14 protein-coding genes are annotated in these 17,705 nt (G+C 59.7%); 6 read left to right on the top strand and 8 right to left on the bottom strand.

Annotated features, from left to right (window positions below):
- Positions 1-808: 808 nt before the first annotated feature.
- Positions 809-934, bottom strand: a complete 126-nt coding sequence (locus tag AC6CH2_RS07165; protein ID WP_498268622.1) for a hypothetical protein — start codon at positions 932-934, stop codon at positions 809-811.
- 403 nt (positions 935-1,337) lie between these two features.
- Here AC6CH2_RS07165 and AC6CH2_RS07160 point away from each other — a divergent pair, with 403 nt between their 5' ends.
- Positions 1,338-1,781: a hypothetical protein gene (locus AC6CH2_RS07160; protein ID WP_498268621.1), complete on the top strand. Its 444-nt coding sequence runs from the start codon at positions 1,338-1,340 to the stop codon at positions 1,779-1,781.
- 238 nt (positions 1,782-2,019) lie between these two features.
- On the opposite strand, the gene AC6CH2_RS07155 is transcribed toward AC6CH2_RS07160, so the two are convergent.
- From AC6CH2_RS07155 to AC6CH2_RS07130, 6 genes are all read right to left on the bottom strand, one after another.
- A complete protein-coding gene (locus AC6CH2_RS07155) occupies positions 2,020-2,412 on the bottom strand; it encodes a hypothetical protein (RefSeq protein WP_498268620.1) in 393 nt (130 codons plus the stop codon).
- A gap of 346 nt (positions 2,413-2,758) precedes the next feature.
- On the bottom strand, positions 2,759-3,934 hold the full coding sequence (locus tag AC6CH2_RS07150) for an aromatic ring-hydroxylating oxygenase subunit alpha (RefSeq protein WP_498268619.1): 1,176 nt from the start codon (positions 3,932-3,934) through the stop codon (positions 2,759-2,761).
- A 177-nt stretch (positions 3,935-4,111) separates the two neighbouring features.
- Positions 4,112-5,362 (bottom strand): hypothetical protein, encoded by a 1,251-nt coding sequence (locus AC6CH2_RS07145; protein ID WP_498268618.1) that lies wholly within the window; start codon positions 5,360-5,362, stop codon positions 4,112-4,114.
- Positions 5,363-5,890: 528 nt separating this feature from the next.
- Complete coding sequence (locus AC6CH2_RS07140) at positions 5,891-6,235, bottom strand: SRPBCC family protein (RefSeq protein ID WP_498268617.1); 345 nt, start codon at positions 6,233-6,235, stop codon at positions 5,891-5,893.
- Positions 6,236-6,302: 67 nt separating this feature from the next.
- Positions 6,303-6,737, bottom strand: a complete 435-nt coding sequence (locus AC6CH2_RS07135; protein ID WP_498268616.1) for an aromatic ring-hydroxylating oxygenase subunit alpha — start codon at positions 6,735-6,737, stop codon at positions 6,303-6,305.
- Between the two features lie 260 nt (positions 6,738-6,997).
- A complete protein-coding gene (locus tag AC6CH2_RS07130; RefSeq protein WP_498268615.1) occupies positions 6,998-8,236 on the bottom strand; it encodes a hypothetical protein in 1,239 nt (412 codons plus the stop codon).
- 318 nt (positions 8,237-8,554) lie between these two features.
- Here AC6CH2_RS07130 and AC6CH2_RS07125 point away from each other — a divergent pair, with 318 nt between their 5' ends.
- A complete protein-coding gene (locus AC6CH2_RS07125; RefSeq protein WP_498268614.1) occupies positions 8,555-9,391 on the top strand; it encodes a transglutaminase-like domain-containing protein in 837 nt (278 codons plus the stop codon).
- A 13-nt stretch (positions 9,392-9,404) separates the two neighbouring features.
- Here the strand turns inward: AC6CH2_RS07125 and AC6CH2_RS07120 are convergent, their stop codons facing one another.
- Positions 9,405-9,860, bottom strand: a complete 456-nt coding sequence (locus AC6CH2_RS07120; RefSeq protein ID WP_498268613.1) for a hypothetical protein — start codon at positions 9,858-9,860, stop codon at positions 9,405-9,407.
- Between the two features lie 1,439 nt (positions 9,861-11,299).
- Between AC6CH2_RS07120 and AC6CH2_RS07115 the strand changes: the two genes are divergently transcribed.
- The 4 genes from AC6CH2_RS07115 (at position 11,300) to AC6CH2_RS07100 (ending at position 17,047) form a co-directional block, all read left to right on the top strand.
- Positions 11,300-12,373 carry a right-handed parallel beta-helix repeat-containing protein gene (locus AC6CH2_RS07115; protein WP_498268612.1) on the top strand — a complete coding sequence of 358 codons (1,074 nt, stop codon included), beginning with the start codon at positions 11,300-11,302 and terminating at the stop codon, positions 12,371-12,373.
- Positions 12,374-13,034: 661 nt separating this feature from the next.
- On the top strand, positions 13,035-13,457 hold the full coding sequence (locus AC6CH2_RS07110) for a fucose-binding lectin II (RefSeq protein ID WP_498268611.1): 423 nt from the start codon (positions 13,035-13,037) through the stop codon (positions 13,455-13,457).
- A 127-nt stretch (positions 13,458-13,584) separates the two neighbouring features.
- Complete coding sequence (locus tag AC6CH2_RS07105) at positions 13,585-15,348, top strand: hypothetical protein (RefSeq protein WP_498268610.1); 1,764 nt, start codon at positions 13,585-13,587, stop codon at positions 15,346-15,348.
- Between the two features lie 505 nt (positions 15,349-15,853).
- Positions 15,854-17,047, top strand: a complete 1,194-nt coding sequence (locus AC6CH2_RS07100) for a hypothetical protein (RefSeq protein WP_498268609.1) — start codon at positions 15,854-15,856, stop codon at positions 17,045-17,047.
- The last annotated feature ends 658 nt before the right edge of the window (positions 17,048-17,705 follow it).

The raw sequence follows: 17,705 nt of genomic DNA, 5'->3' as shown, positions 1-17,705 counted from the left end.
CGCCGAGCCACAGGTTTGACATGCCCCATGGCCATCGGGGAGCGCCTCTTTGCGGCTGCCATCAACTCGGGCGTATTGCATTGGGTGGTGTCCGAGAGGCCTAGGAGTGCCTTAGCCAGTTTGGAATGGGGTCTTCGCACCGCGCGAGACTGGTGCCACGCACTTCAGCTGACGGCAGAGATCCCTTCGCCAGTCTGGTCAACAGCCCCCTAGCAGCCCCCCGGCGGCGCCCAACGCATCCCAACAATCCCCATAGAGAGTTGGAACCGGGTTTTGGCGGCTCCACCACTGCTTCCCGAAGTGCGTTTATTTCCCCCGCCGTGGGTCGAGAAAGCCCCCTTATTTTTGTGGGTTTCCGCGTAAGCCGTGGTTTCGGAGAACCGGCGAAAAACGCGTTTTGGCGAAAAATTCGCCAGCCAGTCCTCTCTCTTCTCCCTACCTGTGGTCTCGGAACCAAAGGTCCGAAAATTCGGTCCTTACAAATCAACGGGTTAGGCGTGGACTTTTTTGCTAGTTTTTCGGCTATCAACAGGTCAACCGACACGTCAAACTTACTCTCCGAAACCACAGGTGCGGAGAATGAAAAGTGCTTGGGTCTACCGTTCTGGTCGCTGACGAAAAACGCCCCGAGTCGCACATCACCGTAGGGTTGATGGTCAAGTTTGACGCGCCCACGGCTACCAAGTTCAAACTAGTCTCTTCACGCGTGGGAACGAACAACTACATACACGATATCAATCGGAGTTTAGTTCGGACCGATTGGTCAGTGCCGCCATGGGTCGAAGTCGAGCTGGCCTGATTCGGCATACTATCCGCCTCGGTGTCGAAGTGCGTAGCGCTCGCCGCCAGGAAGCGAGCCTAGATCGCTCATCCCGTTTGACCGGGTCCACGAGAAGGCGTGATTCAAGCCCGCATCCGTTTGGCTGATGCCCACGACTACGGCGTCGCGCCAATGCCAACAACTGAGACGTCTTCCCCTCCAGGTAGCGGCGTGATGTGGGCAAATTCATCGGTTTCGCTGTTCCAATAGAACGACTGAACACCACCGTCAGGCACCGTGAACTCACCTACGACCTCGCCGCGCGCATTGATCTCTATCCCACCATTCGATGCTCAATACGACGGTCGATCCAAAGTTCGCCCACACGGCCGTGCGATAGCCCGCCCCGTTGCTAAGGTTGCGCACTCCCAGAACATGCGGTCCCTTGATCGACGAGACACGACACCGCTTCGCCTCCAATGGGAGCGGCAAGGACTGCGCGACGTATGCGTTGAAAAGACCCGTGCGAGTCCAGTAGATCGGCCGTATCCCCCCCGACCGGTCGGGACAGTTTACGATGACAGTAGGACCGCTGGAACTGCCGCCAGAGACATCGACCGAGATGCAGTTCGTGTCGGAAAGCCCTAACAGCCCGACAGGCAAGGCGGTGGCAGTCGCGCTATTGAGCCACGCCGCCGGCTGTGCCAAAAAGCTACCGTCTCTCGACACACCTGCCACCACCCCCTCTTGGTTGAAGGCGGTTGCCGAGGTGCTCTTTCCATTCGGCAACGGCATCAACCGCTGCGCCATCGGCGAACCTCCAGTGTTTCAAACGACGGCTTGCGAAACGAGGTTTGAGTCCACGCAGTTGCCGACGATCTTGCCTAAATTGGCTATTGCCCCGGCCGAGCAACTCCTTCCCAGGGCCAACCCGGGCAGTATCGATTTCTGGTTACCTGTAGCGAGGAACGCCAAAGTCGTGCCATCCGTGTCAGCGCACGCCCCCACTACAAATGCTTGATCGTTGACGCAGATGCCTCTGCACTGCTGCCCGGGAACAACCGCCACCTCTGCTAACTGGGCAATGGCGGAAGCGGCGCAGCCAGAGCAATCAGGCATACGATCGCAGGCGGCATGGGGGCGCCAATCTTGATGGGTTCGAACATGTTGGAGAGCTCCATCTCTGGAGGGTGAAATCGGCGGCGGCTTCGGTGGTCGTCAGGCTGTTCCGAGCAAATGATTCGAATCCGATGCTCAGCCTACTCATCAATCTCTTTTCGCATCATCGTGACTGGCGCGGCTCTCGATCCTGATTGCCCGTCCAAATCGGCCCATTTTTTGCCACCTGCCGCGGTCAGCTTTTCGGGCAGGTAATCATCCGATACGTACTCCAGGCATTTTCCGGACACGCCCTTTTCCTTTGCGCACTCAACGCGCGACCCTGGCTGCTGGCCCAGGTCGGCTGCGTAGCAGGCGCGGATTTCGTTGAAGCTCTCTAAGCAGAAGAGATAGTCCAGATAGTTGGTGGGCACGTGGTTTTCGGCCTGAACCGGTGCTCCAGCAACCAAGCCAATCATTGCGGCAAAAATGACTGGCTTCATTCTCAAAAGAGAGAATCGCTTCAACCTCAATCGACTATCTTGCAATGCCATATCGGATCCTCGGATACCCACGGCCGGTTGGCCCTCCGAACAGGCTAAGGAAGAATGAGATTTCTCGGTCGTGATCATGATCAGTAAGTGAGAGACGGTGAGGAAGCAATCAAGATCGGCGATGGGTAAGGCTGGCTAGCCGGTCAATTGGTCTCATCCGCAGGGAGTCGAGCGACCCCTGGACTGAGACCACGCATTTCGCGCCGCTGGCTGTGTAGGCGACGGGCCAAAAACATTCCGTCGCTCGACCACTTACGCCAACAGACCGCCGGGCTCAGTCACGTGCCGAACTGCTTATGCCTGAGGCTCGGCTGTATCGCAATCTCAGCCGAACCCTGCCTAGAGTCTACGGGTTGATCCCGACCTCGCTGCACGCGTCGGCGCCAAGTACGTCCGCAATATTTTTTTGAAAGAGCTGCAGCCCCCGCTCGTTCGCCCCGAATAGGAATGTCGAAGCCAGACCTGACGTGAGGTTGGCCTGAATTCCTTCCACCACGGGAAAATCTTCGCCGACCACCGTTTGCATTAGCAAATCCCTATTGCGCTTCCAGTGACCCCGTGCCTTGTCATCTTTTGCCGGTTCGCTAGTGTACAGCGATGCCTCTGCGACACATCGGCTGGGATCGCCACCTGGATCCGGATAGATTCGCCAGACTTCAAGATGGTCTCCTTGCCACACCAACAGTGTGCTTGGAAACAGCAGATAGATCACGACACTGTGTGGAAGCAGTTTGAGAGCGGAATTTGCCTGCCCGCGAAGTTCGAGAATGCTTCTTCGCGGATAAACGATGCGCTGATGGGGATCGAACGAATCAACCAAGCCCAGTGAGGGAATGAAAATCGGTGCGATCGTGGAGCGGTGCAGGGTGCCGAAGTGCCAGTTCTCCAGGAAGCCTTCCATGATCAACTTCCAGTTGGCCTTCGGGGTCAGTCGTACCGTATCGAAATGGTTGAACCGATGAAAGCCATAGTGGGCTATCTCATCATCGAGCAACCCCAGTGGCGAATCGTCCGCGCGCGAGGTAGGCGCGAGCGAAACCCAAATCAGACCGTGCCGTTCGATCGTAGGCAGGCGTATCAGGCTCAGTGTCTGTGGCTGCTGGTCCGAGAAGGCGTCCAGCGGAAAGACTCGACGCAGGCAACCTTGCCGATCATATGTCCAGCCGTGATATGGACATGAGAAACTGGCGGCCACGCCTTCCGCGTCGACCACCAGGCGCGCGCCACGATGCCGGCACGCATTGAGGAAGGCCCGTGCCGCACCCTCGTCGTCCCGCACGAGCAGTATGGGAACGCCTGATAGGTCGTCGGTGATGTAGTCGCCTGGGTTGGCGATTCGACAACTGAGCGTCACCGGCAACATCCGCTGTTTAAACAGGAGACGCTGTTCGTGCTTCAGTCGTTCGGGGCTGACATAATCCGCAACGGGCTGTCTTAAGACAGCTCCCGTCGACGGCACCACGTGACCATCCAGTCGGCCGAATATCCGCTTGACAAGGGCTTCTTGTTGCTCGGCACGCATAGGGCGCCCCCTCTGCCTATTCTGTTGGGCGCGCGACTCAAGCTAGAGCGGAGCGCACCTCGCTCCGCCACGAGCCAGTTGCGGCAGGCATCCTAGTCGAACTTTCGCATCTGTTAAGCAGAATGGCCTCGAATATGGTCGTATCAGAAATTGCCCCGGCTGGCTATTGATCTAGCACTACTTACTGCCGCACATCCTGTAAAGGAAAGAGCGGTTATTATATTCCAATGGGCCAAAGGTCATAGTTCCCGCGGCAAAGCAGCCGTCTCGCGAAACGGCGGTAACTTTCTCTGGTCCGTTAGACGGATCGATTGGGGCACCCACGTTAATCATCGTCCCGGTGCTTACAGTCAGCCGGAATGGTTTGGTCACTACTTCTGTCTCTCCGCTTTCAGTCACTACAACTTGCGCAGTGCCGACCAGAAACCCGCTTTCACTGTAATGCAGTGGCACTACACCAGCCTCCGGGTGATCGGGATCCAAGGTCGCACTGAAGATTGTTAGATCATCGTTTGCAGGACGCCAGATAAATGCTCTGTCGCCGATCTCACCGTCATTGCGGCGGACATAGCCAGCAATGCTGCCATCCTTGAGGACTCCAATGGGGTGGCTATCGGAAGGCCCGCCGTCGGGCGTCATGACTTTCGGCTCATCGTTTCCAACCCAGGCCACGGTATAGATCCCGGGATGGCGAGGAGTCCCCGCGATGAATTGACAGGTGCCGACCACACTGTTGCCCGCAATCAGGTCGGCTTTGCAGTCATCGCTCTGATGCGGAAAGGGCAGTGCATGGGCAACATAGTTGATCAACAGGCCATTCCGTCTCCAAACAATGGCGGTTCGGCGTGTGCTACCCGAGATGGGGCAACTTCCAACCACGGCTGGATTGACCGTGTTTTCATCTTCGACGTTACTCGCAACGCAATTCCTTCCCCCTAAGCCGAGCAGCCCGACCTTCAGCTCGGTCGCCCGTGCGGTGGTCGATCGCCAGAGTGCGGGATACGACCTTCCCTGACTGTCGATCGTCGCTCCGACCGCGACGCCGGAAGGGCTGACCGCGGAGACAGTTGCTCGGTCGTGGCCGAGCGCTGGCAGTAGAACGATAAGATCGCTCTGTTGCGCAAGCCAGACATAGGCATGCTGTTGTCCATTCGAGGTGCAGTGCGCGAAGGCGGTACCGTTGTTCGCTAGAGCACCAGCTCGGCACGCCAAGGGCTTCTGAATGGTTTCCCAGTAGTCGGGGCGGTTGTACCGCCTCAACACCTTATCAGCACCACATGTCATGACCACCTTGCCTGAGTCATTCACTCCGCTTGGCGAGCACCCCAGGAAAACAAAATCCACTACGTCGGCCATCGCGGCACACGAAATGGCGGCGAGAGCAGTTGCTGCGGCCAGATTACTGGGCCTGAAAATTTTCCTGTTCATGGTTGATATGCTCCGCTGAGAACTGACGTGCGCGATAAGGTGGCCGTGCCAAGCTTCATAGAGAAGTCGGATGAGCCGAGCGCCCAGCAATGGCGGTAGTGGCGATTTAGTCGCCATTGCGCATGAGTGTTGCACTCAGTCAAACGTAACATCGTGATGAATATCTAGGTTCCGCTGCTACTCACGGAGTCTCACGAGACTCTTCGAAAAGTCGGCACTGGCCGTTCCGCAAAGCATGGGAACGACCATCCAACAGCTTCGGCTTAGCTTGCCAGCCGCGTCCAAATCTTCGAGTACCGCGGCGGTGTCGTCGTGCGTCAACATGTCGTGGATGTCCACTTCGAACTTGGTCAAGGGACGGGTGAGGTTGCTGAAGTTTCTGTGATGCTCGCTCATGGTGCTGCTTCCTGGAGACAGCCCGGCGCCTATCACCGGCACCAGTCACATCTCGCCGCTCAAAGACGCGCATCGGGTAGGCGCAGAAATTTGCTCGACGCGCGATGGGCTGGCCAGCTGGCAGAAAGCTGCTCACACCTTCGACTTCAGAAATGGCCTGCTGCGCATCGAGATCGGCGACGATCTGGTAACCGAGGCGGGTGGAATCGGCTGTCCACGCAGTTCGAGAATGCTTCTTCGCGGATAAACGATGCGCTGATGGGGGTCGAACGAATCGACCACGCCCAATGAGGGAATGAAAATCGGTGCGATCGTGGAGCGGTGTAGGATGCCGAAGTGCCAGTTCTCCAAGAAACCTTCGACGATCAGTTTCCAGTTGGCCTTCGGGGTTAGTTGCACCGTGTCGAAATGACTGAATCCATGGAAGCCATAGTGGGCAATCTCATCATCGAGCAATCCCAGTGGCGAATCATCCACTCGTGCGTTGGGCGCAGCGAAACCCAGATCAGACCGTGTCGCTCGATCGTAGGCAGATGTATCAGGCTCAGTGTCTGCGGCTGTAGGTCCGAGAAGGCGTGTTGGGGAATGACACGACGCAGGCAACCTTGCCATATGTCCAGCCGTGATACGGACAAGAGAAACTGGCGGCCGTGCCTTCCGCGTCGATCACGATGCGCGAGCCACGGTGTCGGCATGCATTGAGGAAGACCTGTGCCGCGCCTTCGTCGTCCCGTACGAGCAGTATGGGAACACCCGATAAGTCGTCGGTGATGTACTCGCCCGGCTTGGCAAGTCGACAACTGAGCGTTACTGGCAACATCCGCTGTTTAAACAGGCGGCGCTGTTCGTGCTTCAGTCGTTCGGGGCTGAGATAAGCCGCAGGGGGCTGCCTCAACGCAGCGCCTTTCGGTGGCGTCACGCGGCCGTCCAGACGATCTAATATCCGCTTGACGAGTGCTCGTTGTTGCTTCTGGCGCATGTGAGGTGCCCAGCTTCCGGTTCTATCAGACGCGCAACGTAAGCTTGACAGTTCAATCTAGCCCGCCACGAATGGGTCGTGGCGGTTATCCTGATCATCCTCGCGAGCCATTGGCGATATCTGGATGGTGCTCTACGTGTAGATCCAGCACAGTGAGGATCAAACCGCAGGGCTCCAAGTACGCGCGAGGCGCATCCTCCGCAGCTAAAGCAGTTCTGATTCGATCACATCAGGTGTTACACGATAGGCTGTCGGCTCGCTCAGTCTCCGCACATGCGGAACAGGTACGCATGACGAAACCAACCATCCGAGTCACTTGGGCTTGCGATTCCTGCAGCAAAGCATCCTGACTTGGAGACAGTACTAATGGTTTCAGACGGCGCTCCTTGGGGGTCTAGGTCGACTATTGCCCCAGTGCTCGAAGTTAGGCGGAATGGTCTGTTCAGAGGGTCCTCCCCCTGTACTGCAGCATTGCCGACCAAGTGTCCACTTTCACTGTAATGCAGTGGCCTGACACTGCTTTCCGGATGATCAGGATCCAAGGTGGCGCTGAAGATCGTCAGATCGTTGTTTGCCGGATGCCAGATAAATGCCCTCTCGCCGATCTCAGGTTCAGATTTTCGATGAACATAGCCTGCGATGCTGCCATCTTTAATTACCCCAGTGGGATGGCTGAAGGAAGGCTCGGCGTAGGGTGTCATGACTTTCGGCTCATCGTTTCCAACCCAGGCCACGGTATAGATCCCTGGATGGCGAGGAGTCCCCGCGATGAATTGACAGGTGCCGACCACACTGCTGCCTGCAATCAGGTCGGCTTTGCAGTCATCGCTCTGATCCGGAAAGGGCAGTGCATGGGCAACATAGTTAACCAGCAGTCCATCTCGTCTCCAAACAATGGCCGTTCGGCGCGTGCTGTTCGAGTTGGGGCAGCTTCCGACTACCGCCGGATCGACCGTGTTTTCATCTTCGACGCTATTCGCAACACAGTCCTTCCCCCCGAGGCCGAGCAGCCCGACCTTCAGTTCGGTCGCCCGCTCGGTCGGCGACCGCCAGAGTGCGGGGTACGACCTTCCCTGGCGGTCGATTGTCGTTCCGGCAGCCACACCGGAGGGGCTCACCGCGGATATGGTTGCGCGGTCGTGGCCGAGCGCCGGCAATAAGGTGGTGAGGTTGTTCTGGTGCGCAAGCCAAACATAGGCGCGCTTCTGTCCGTTCGAGGTGCAATGCACGAAGACCGTTCCGTTGTTTGCCAGGTTGCCTGCTTGGCAGGACAAAGGTGCTTGAATATTAATGACCTTCCAGGTCGCATTGCTGGCGCGTCGGGCCAGCATGGAGCCATCTTGGCATGTTGTGACCACCTCGCCTGAGTCGTTTACGCCATCTCCTGTGCAGAAAAGGCTGTAGGTAACGTCCACCACGTCGGACATCGCGGGGTACGAAATGGCGACGAGAAGAATCGCCGCGGCAGTACTGTTAGGTCGGCGAACCTTCTTGTTCATCGTTGACGCGCTCCTCATAGGGGCTGACATGCGCGGTTGGAGGGGGCTTTGGCGAGAAGCCATAGAGCCGAACTCGACACAATGGCGATGCAGCGCTCTGGTCGCCATCGCGCATGAGCGTTGCACTGAGCTCAATGTGACGCTGTGACAGCTAGCCAGTTTCAGCTGTTGCTCACGGAGTCTCACGAGTTTGTTGTCTAAAGGTTTCTGGCTCACCATAGCGTCTAATTTTCGCCCACTCGGCTCAGTCAGTTGGCATAAGCCGCGAACCGAGCGATTTACGATGTAATGCTCATCAGGTAGGCCGCGGAGAGGATGATGGGTGCGAAGCGATTTCTGTTTTGGACGTTGCTGGTCCTGTCTTCAGGTTGGGTGTGCATGGCTGGCGCTGTGAACAGGGCCGCGTCCGAGGCCGAACTCAAGGCGCAGATCCAGGCAGTACTGGTGCCCTCGCCGTATCGACTGTCGTTGGCGTCGCGCCGCGGCACCATTCGTTACCGGCTGGCCGAGCGCGACGGTGCGGCGGCTTGGCCGTGGCCACAGACGGGTGAGCAACATGCAATGCGCACCTCTGATGGACTGTTGTTGACAGTTTGCAGGGATTGCGGCCGCGAAGCCGCACCTGGCGCAGAAGCGTTGACGCGCTACTTGGCACCCACACCATGGCTGCAGAGCAGTGATCGCGCGATGGTCGGTTTCGCCCGGGCCGCCGGTGGGGGCAGTGTCGACGCACGCATGCGCCGCCTGGTTGTGGCGGTGCGAACGCATTTGTCCGGGCCTGTGGTCTATCGGGATTACCTCAGTGCAAGCGAGGCCTTGGCACGGCGCGAGGGCGATTGCACCGAGTACGCGCTGCTGCTTGCCGCGGCGGCGCGGGCGCGCGACATACCGGCTCGGGTCGTTGCCGGTTTGGCCTATAACAGCCGCTTCGTCGGCCGTGCGCACGCGTTCGGACCGCATATGTGGGTGCAGGTCTGGAACGGCGAGCGCTGGGTCAGTTACGACGCGGGCCTGGACGAATTCGGCGCCGGCCATCTCGCGTTGATCGTCGGCGACGGCAGCCCCGAGAGTATGCGCGGAGCGATGCAAGCGATCGCCGGGCTGCGGATCGAGGATGCAGTCGGCGTATTGGGCGATAACCGCGCTGCGGACTGAGTATTGCGACTGCCTATTCGCGCGGTGGTTCCCGCCGCATCGGCAGCTCGGGCAGTTCCTGGCCGTCGTTAAGCCATTCGGCGTCCCCGGGCCGGCTGATGCCGCCGACGAAGATCATGTCCAGGCCCGGATCGGCCAGGCTCTCGGGCACTACCGGGGGCTGCGCTTGCGACGCCATGTTGGGCGAAGTTGGTAGCGCCGACTGTAATGGGAGCGACGAGGCGGTGGCGTCCGCCGGACCAGCTCCCGCCGGAGCGGCGGCTGCCAAGGCCAGGGCTGTGCCCAGCGCCAACCGATAGGAAACACAGATCGGGCCGCTGGCTTGCCGCAATAGCGCTGCGCGCTCCGCATCGCTGCGCCCATCAAGGCAATGCACGGTTTTGCCGCACAGGCCGCAGTGGCTGTCGAGTTGGCTGCGCGCCCGCGCGTCTAGCGGGCAAGGCTGGTCGATTCTGGGATAACGTGCCATGGCGGGTCCTTGCGCCGAACGAGGCGTATTTGTAGCACGGGGCTGGGCGCTTGGGGCGCCGGGATGTCGGGCAACGATAATGGCTCGATCAAATCTTTCGCCAATTCGAACAGGGCTATAGGCTCCGGAAGTGGATTTGCTGCATATTGGCGCGCCGTCGGCCGCGCGGAAATGCAGGTGTCGCCGATCGGCAGATCGCGGGCAACAGGATCGCCTTAATGTGAGCCCTTTGTTTCCCTACAAGCCGAGGTTGCTTTCTTTTGTCATGATTCGATCAACGCGTCCATTTTGATCGAACACTACGATGATTCTCGTCGTCTTCGTGATCGCATTCACTGGCGGCTCGAAAACAAAAAACGTGAGGGTAGACGATTCGAGTGCTTCCTCTTGTATCAATTCAGCCGGCAATGCCGATGTATCGGCCAGTGGAGCGCTGAGCTTGAACTTTATACCGCGGGCTTTTAGTAGAAGTTCGACGTTGGCGCGAGTCTCTCCGACTCTAATTCCTTCAGTCGCAGCCTCGGCAGGCCCATGCCTCTGGCAAGAGGCCGAGTAGATACTGAAAGATGCCAACAGCAATCCGTTGATAGCGCGTTTCAATGATCAGGCCCTTGTGGTTCGAACTGCACTCCAGTTGTACGGTCGCTTCCCAAAGCATGGCCGCCAGAGTCAGGCTTGGCAGCGGGTCTAGTTCCATAAGACCTGAATATCTCCATCGGCGCTGCGCTCGCCCGTTGGTCCAGTCCGCACTACTTGCGAGGCAGAACCATTTAATCACCCATGTCCTGTAATTCGGCATTCCACAGGAAAGCCACTACTGCTTGTGGACTCCAGGGCAATCCATGGTCCATAACCTCGCCGAGCGCGATGGAACGCTCCGCATACATAAGCTTTCGGCGGCGGCTTAGATTCTACCTGCGAACGCAACGCCATTCTATATAGGCGTGCATAGCCTGGCCGCAAAGACGGATCAGACGGTTCGAGCGGAATTCCGGTGTCTTCAGGGGGTATCGATTAGCTCCATGCCGTGGAGATGGACGCGGGACAGGCAGCGGAGATTTACTCCGCGACGAGCGATGCGGTATTACCGCAGGGTTATCGGTGGGTACGCAGCTTCGCGGAACGCTCCGGCAGCCGCTGGATTCGATGGCCCCGGATGCCGCGGCGATTCCGGCGTCGAGACGGACGGCGAGCCGCGGGTCGAAGACGTGCGCCGTGCTTTCGGCGCGATCACGCCCCTGTGCATGTCCCGCGATGCTGCTTGCGTCTCAAGGACTCAGGCTGTCCTCAATCGAATAGGTGCGGGCAATCAAACTGTACAAGCGTGATGCACGGCAAGCCGACTCATGGGGGCTAGTCTGGATCATGGTGCCGGCGAAAGACCGAAGTGCCGACCCGCTCGCTGGTACGGCGCGAACGGCCGCGCCGACCCTGCAGCCTTGGTCGAGCGCCTGCGCGCGCATCGCCATCATCCGGCCACCACTCCAGAGAAGAAAACCATGATGAGTATCGGAAACCCCACACGCGCGGCATCGCCCGCCCCGATCGTTCGTACGCTCGTCTGCGGCGCACTCGTCGCGTTCGCCGGCACTGCCAACGCGCAGCAAGCGCTTCGCGGCTGGCAGCTGACGCCTGTCAACACCGGCCTGGCCGCGATCGGACGGCAGACCTGCGATTCGCTGCCGCGCTACACCGGCAATGCGAGGTTGCCGGCGGGGGCCCGGATCAGCGAAGTGCGCTTCGAGGCGCCGCTGGATTTGTCCGCCGGCGACATCGTCATCGAACGTTCGTGCTTCCGTCCGGCCTCGCTAAGCGAAGGCACCCCCGTGGTGACCACGACCGACTATTCGCGCTGCGTCGACGACGCCTGCCCGCCGGCCAAGGGCCGTGTCGAGATCCGCGATTCGGAGATATCCGGCGCGCTGATCTCGCAAAGGCGTATTTCGCGTTCGTGCGCGTTCCTTGGCGTGGGCATCCTCGAGCGGAACTATATTCACGACACCGGCAGCGGCATCTGCTTCTACAACACCGGACCGCAATACGACGCCATCGCCGACGGCAACTACGTCCACCGTCTGCGCTCGTACGGGACCGGCTCCAGCGCTTCGCACAACTCGGCTGCGACCGTGCGCGACTTCTCCACTGCCGTCAATCCATTGCGGCGCATGCTGATCCGCAATAATCGCCTCGACATCCGCTCGGGCAACGACACCGGTTCGCTGTTCTTCCAGACCGCCGCCGACATCGATCAAGTCCGCATCGAGGGCAACCTGTTCGAAGGCAACGGCTACCAGCTGATCCTGGAGTCTCGCTGGGGCAATAGCTATGGCCGCGCACTGAGCGTGGTCGACAACCGCTTCAGCGTGACCGGCTACGGCTACGGCTACGTTTACGACGAGGGCGCGCGACTCGGCTATGGCTGGAGCCACTGGACGGACAACTATCGCAACGACCCCGCTCAGCCCGATCACCGCGGCGATGCGCTAGCCAATCCCGAGCCGTACTCGGACTGAAGGACGGCGACGCATCGCCGCTGCGGCGGAGGCCGACTGGTACCGACGCACAACGCCCCTGGAACAGTTACGGCGGCGGCTACACCGCCGCCGGGTACCGGAAAGCTGGCGGCCGCTGCCACTGCGGAGACTGATCGAGGCGTGCAGGCAGCACGGTCGCACTCGTGCCGCCTGCGGGCTTTCCGCCCGCCAACCGCCTTGCCTATCCGCCGGTCTGCGATCACGACACGAGTCCTTCGCTCGCGGCGCCTTAGCGCGCGGGCTGGCTCAACTGCCTCAGTCGCGCTGAAGCATCAGCGCCGATTTGGCGACTGTGCGCACGAAGCTTCTCATTCATTGGCTACCGATGCTTTTGTGAGTCAAGTCGCATTGGCGCGAAATAGAAGCCGAATTCTGTGAGACCTATCAAGCATCGATCAAAGAACTTGGCCGCAGCTTCCGCCTGACAGCGTAGTAGCTGGCGATGCGCTAAGACGCAGATGCTTGAACCCAAGACGACGGCACTTCCGTCGAATCGCGATCCACGAACTGCTCGACGACACCGTTCCGGAAGCAATGCCATGCGCATCGGTTCCGCGGAGTCAGCGGCATGACAGCCGGTGAAGGCGCCAGCGGCGCCTCACTCAGTCCTGGAAGCCAAACAAGATAAGGAGATTCCATTATGGCAGGCATCAAATGGTCGGACCCTCAATCCCTGGAGTACATCCCCGACGGCAAGCTCGTGACGTTCACGGCGATGCATCAGGCCGAGTACACGCAATACGTCCAGGTCATCGACGCCAGCGGCAACCCCATCAGTTTCTATTGTCTGGATGGCAGTAAGGCGAGCTTTCCGATCTCGGGAAGCGGCGTCAACGTCGGCTTCCTCCAGAACGGAGCCGGCAGGTTCACCATGGCGCACGGAATGCAGGTCCAGTTCGGCAGCAGCGGGCCGTACGTTCCGCAGGTCTCGGCGGGCAATCCAGTCGTGTTCTTCATCAACAAAACACTCGGTGGGGGCAACTTATACGTGACCGAAGACGGTACCGATAATGATTTCAACGATACCAACTTCGTGATCCAGTGGTACCAGTACGTGGGCTGACCCGCCTTCGCCCCCCCCCCCCGCTCCCGACTGAGATGGGGACGGCGCGACAACTCATGAATTCCCCTGGCTGCCGCGATGGATCGCATGGATTCACCACGGAGCGCAACAATGACGGAGTGCAGCAATGAAGACCCATATCATTATCTTCGGCGCACTCGCCAGTGCGCTGGCGATGTGCACCGCATGTAAGAAAACCGAACCTACCGTCGCTGCTTCATCGATCTCCAAGGATCAAGCACCACCGTTTCCCGGCGGCGCACCGATCACGGCGGCTGACCTGACCGCGACTCCGGCGGCTCTGCCCGTCGCCCCGCCGCCTTACAACTACGACCCCTACAAGCCCAATATCACCCACGCGGAATACGCCCGCTTTGCCTGGCGGCAGTTCATCCACTTCAATTCCCCAGCGCAGAAAAACGGAGTCGCTGCCGCCGGCAAGTCTCCGGTAGTGCGGGGGAGCATCGATCCGAACCGCAACTTCGCCGCCTCCGGCGCCAGCGATTTCCACCAAAGCGGCAGAACCGCCGGTTCCAACTTCAGCAGCAATCAGCTGCTCTGGGAGACCTTTGCTCACCGGTCCGAGTTGTTCCCCGTCGGATCGGGTCCCAGAGGGAACCTCGCTACTTTGGATCCCGAGTACGCCTTCCAGAATGTCAAGGTCGCCTCGACCGACGCCCGATTCAACAATCTCGACGAAAATACCCAGATCGGCCAGAACCAGATCTTCTTCCCGAAAAACGGCAGCACGCCGTCGGCCAATCCCCAGGACGATCACATCATATTGTTCCAGGCCAGGGTGAACCCGGTTGAATACGATTATGTAAAGTCGATCTACAACGCCGAGAATCCCCCGTCTGCACTGGAACTGCCTCCCAACGGGACGAACCCGGGAGAATCCGTGGAGGTCAAGTCGGCATGGCGGGAAATGACTCCCGCCTTGATCGCGTCCGGCCGCTATCACACGGCCGAGGCCCTGTACTACTACCAGGAGAATGGTAAGACCCGGGCCCGGGTGGCCACCTTCGGCCTGGTCGGCCTGCACATTCTGCGCAAGATGGAGAACTACCCGACCTTCGTCTACACCACCTTCGAACAGGTCGACAGTCTGACCACGCCAGACAGCAAAGCCACCGGACTGTATGTCGTCAACCTCTATGACGAACTCCAATACGATGCTTCGGTACCCCAAGGGAAGCGGCCGTCGGCCATCCTCAATACCGGATCCAATCGGACCGTGGTCCCGCTGCCCTTGGCAGGCGCGATAGACAGCGCCCATGGCTACGATGTCGTTCCCGGAAAATTCGCCGTGCCTAAAGGGTTTTCGGGTCCGATCAGGGTCCAGAATCCGCCGGTAGGGACCAAGGCTGTTTTCGACATCAACGCCGAAGTCCAGCAGGCGATGGCCAATACGCCCGAGTTCAAGAATTCGGTGTGGCGATACTATCGTCTCGTGGGGCTCCAGGTGTTGCCCACGAACGAAGACGGCTCCATCACGCCGGCTAAGCCTGATCCGCTTACCCAGGACTATTACCTGGCGAATATCGTGATCGAGAGCAGCCAGCCCGGCATCCAGCTGTTCAAGGGCGGAGTCAAGGATCCCCATCCCGACAAGCAGGACTTCACCCTGCTTGCCAAGCGCGGGCTGCCGAGCATCCTGGACGTAAAGAAGTTGCCTCCGAATTCCGACCAACTGGTGATGGGTGGATGCATGGGCTGCCACGGCAACGCGCAATACCCCAGGGACAAGGTTTCCGGCACGGGTCCGAGCATCTTCAGCTTCCTGATCAACGGGGACACCATGGGAGGGCTAGGCTTCAGCGCCGACGAACGCAACGAATCCCCTGCCGAGTTGAGCGCGAAAAGGCTGGAGTATCTCTATCCGAAGTAGGTATGGCGTGGGCCCGGAAGCGCTTGCGCTTCCGGGCGATGCGTTGTGGTCGCGCGGCGCCCTCGAGGCTCAGCCCAGGTCGCGGAAAGCCGGGAGCTCACCTGATCATCGTTGCGCTCGGAATCGAGTCTGCCTGTCGAGTAGCGGGCGCAGGGGGACTAAGCAGTTGAGACATTACCCAGCCGCAAGTAAGGCGCGTTCAAACGCCTCGGGACTGAGGCGACCTACCCGAACCGCCATCGCCTCGACGATTGGACTGGGGTTTTGCTGCGCCGGCGGCTACAGTTTTACAAGCTGGTCTGTCCACGGCTGGGGGACGACGAGCAGCCTAGTGGGGCCTATCCCAGCTCGTTCTAGGTCGGGAGATCAGCCCCCTCGGCGGCCCGAGCGACCAGGGCAATTTGTCGGCTAGGTTACGATATCGGTTCCGAAGACTGCCGGCGACGGCAATCTCGGTTCCCGGTGCAAAACCGGGCACTAACATAGCGCGACAGGGAGGGCCATGATGGATGTAAAGATTAAAGGAACAGGGGGCGCATCACGTGCTGCGCTGATAATGGTGCTGACGTGCGCGTCGGCAGTCGCGAACGCGAACGTTCTGATGTTCCACGGGCAGGGGGAAGCGGGGGAGCGCCAACTGTACTTCGCGAATCTGTCGAGCATCGCGGATCGTACCCCGATGGACGACATCCTCGGCTCAACATCCGTGTTCGAGATGGAAGTGCTGACTGTGTACGAAGCCGCCCAGGGCCCCGACTGGTCCGCTACAAAGCTGCAGTTCGAATGTCCAGCGCCCGCGGCTCCCCAATGGCCGGGTTCGCGTAAGAAGAAGCAAACCGAACCGGCGGCGCCGCGGCCATTGCGTTGGCGTATCGGCAACCGAAGCTACCAGCTCATGCGCGACGCGAATGAGGTGCCGATCGCGCCGACCGCATGGGCGCCGGTGACCGATCAGGTTATGGGCAAGGCCGGGCTTTTGGCGTGCAACGAGTCTGCGGTGCGCGCTGCCATTCGGAGCAGCAGCGCAGCTTCCGGCGTCGACAACGCCAAGCTCAACGTTTCGCTGGCCCCGATGGGGGTCGGTGACGTCGTCTCCGTGCAGGACACATTGAACTTCCTTGGCCTGCGAACCCTGGCGTGGAACCAGCTGTGGAAGCGGGAGAGGCCGAAGGGCAAAGCCGACAGGCAACTGACTGCAGCCGAGTTGGCCAAGAGCAATGCGGCCTTGGAAGGCATCGGGAAGGAGATGTCGCGACTGAATGACGAAGCCAACGCGTTCGCGAAGCCGCGTCTTGAGGCTCACGAAGCCGAGCAGGAATTTCTAGCCAAGGTCGCTCACGTGCGCGGCGGGCGACAGGTGACGCAGCTCGAATCGTCGATGTTGATGGTCTGGCTGGCCAAGCCCCAGGAGCTGGTCGCGGCCCGCCTGGGCGCGAACCCTCGCCTCAGCGAGGTGGGAAACCTGCGTTTCATTAGCTACTCGAACCAATCGGACACACGGTCGGCCACCGTTAGCGCAGCTTCGGGCCGTGTAATACAGGAACACGGCGCTTTCGCAGCTTGCACGGTGAGCTTCGTCCTGGCGCAGGACGCTAAGAACGTGTGGCGCGTAGCGGACATCAGAATCGAGGCAGAAGGGCCGGCGGGTAGTCTGTGCCGATCCTTGTTGAACACGCCCGAAGGCGGAACCTTGGGATGACGAATCGCCTGGCCAATAGCATCGGGTTATGACCCAAGGCAGCTTTGATTGGAAAAGTCAGCCCTCCGTTTGAATCACCGTCAATAGCCACATCGTTTAGGGGTCGAACGGAGGCTGGCCAATTGCGGCCCAGGTGGGTGCGTTGGAACATCAAGTGAAGCAGCCGCCAGAACGGCCCGGATAGTCAGGGCTGGTGGTGGGCAAGAAGGACGGATCGGCATCAACGAGAGAATCCAATGCAAGCGAGTGAAGCAAAAAACAACGGGGATTTGCGGTCCGGGCGAGCGTAGGCTTCGGCTTTTCCCGTGCTTCCCCCGCATTCTGGTGTTCGGCTTGGGGTTGCCCAGGTCGGCATGATCCGGCACGGATTGGGGGACGCAGAGCATTGGATCGGCAGTGCCCAGTTCAACCGAATGCTGGCGGATTACCAGATATCGCCCGGACCGGCCGAGTCCGGTGGGCGCTCAGAGGTGGGCTGAGCGCACGCAGGATGACGTTACGTTCAATATTAAGGAGTGCCGGCTCCTGACTGGTCATCAGACGCCGCGCGTAGCTTGGCCTGAATGCATTCATGGACGGGCCTGCGTTGCACTTCCTAGAGAAGCAGCGCCCGGGTTGTAAAGATGCGCCACTCTTCCCGAGCGACAGTCCGTCCAGA

It is taken from the genome of Lysobacter sp. GQ73, from assembly GCF_059758755.1.
The sequence above is the reverse complement of the archived record's forward strand: the minus strand, read 5'-3'. Positions and strand labels throughout refer to the sequence as shown.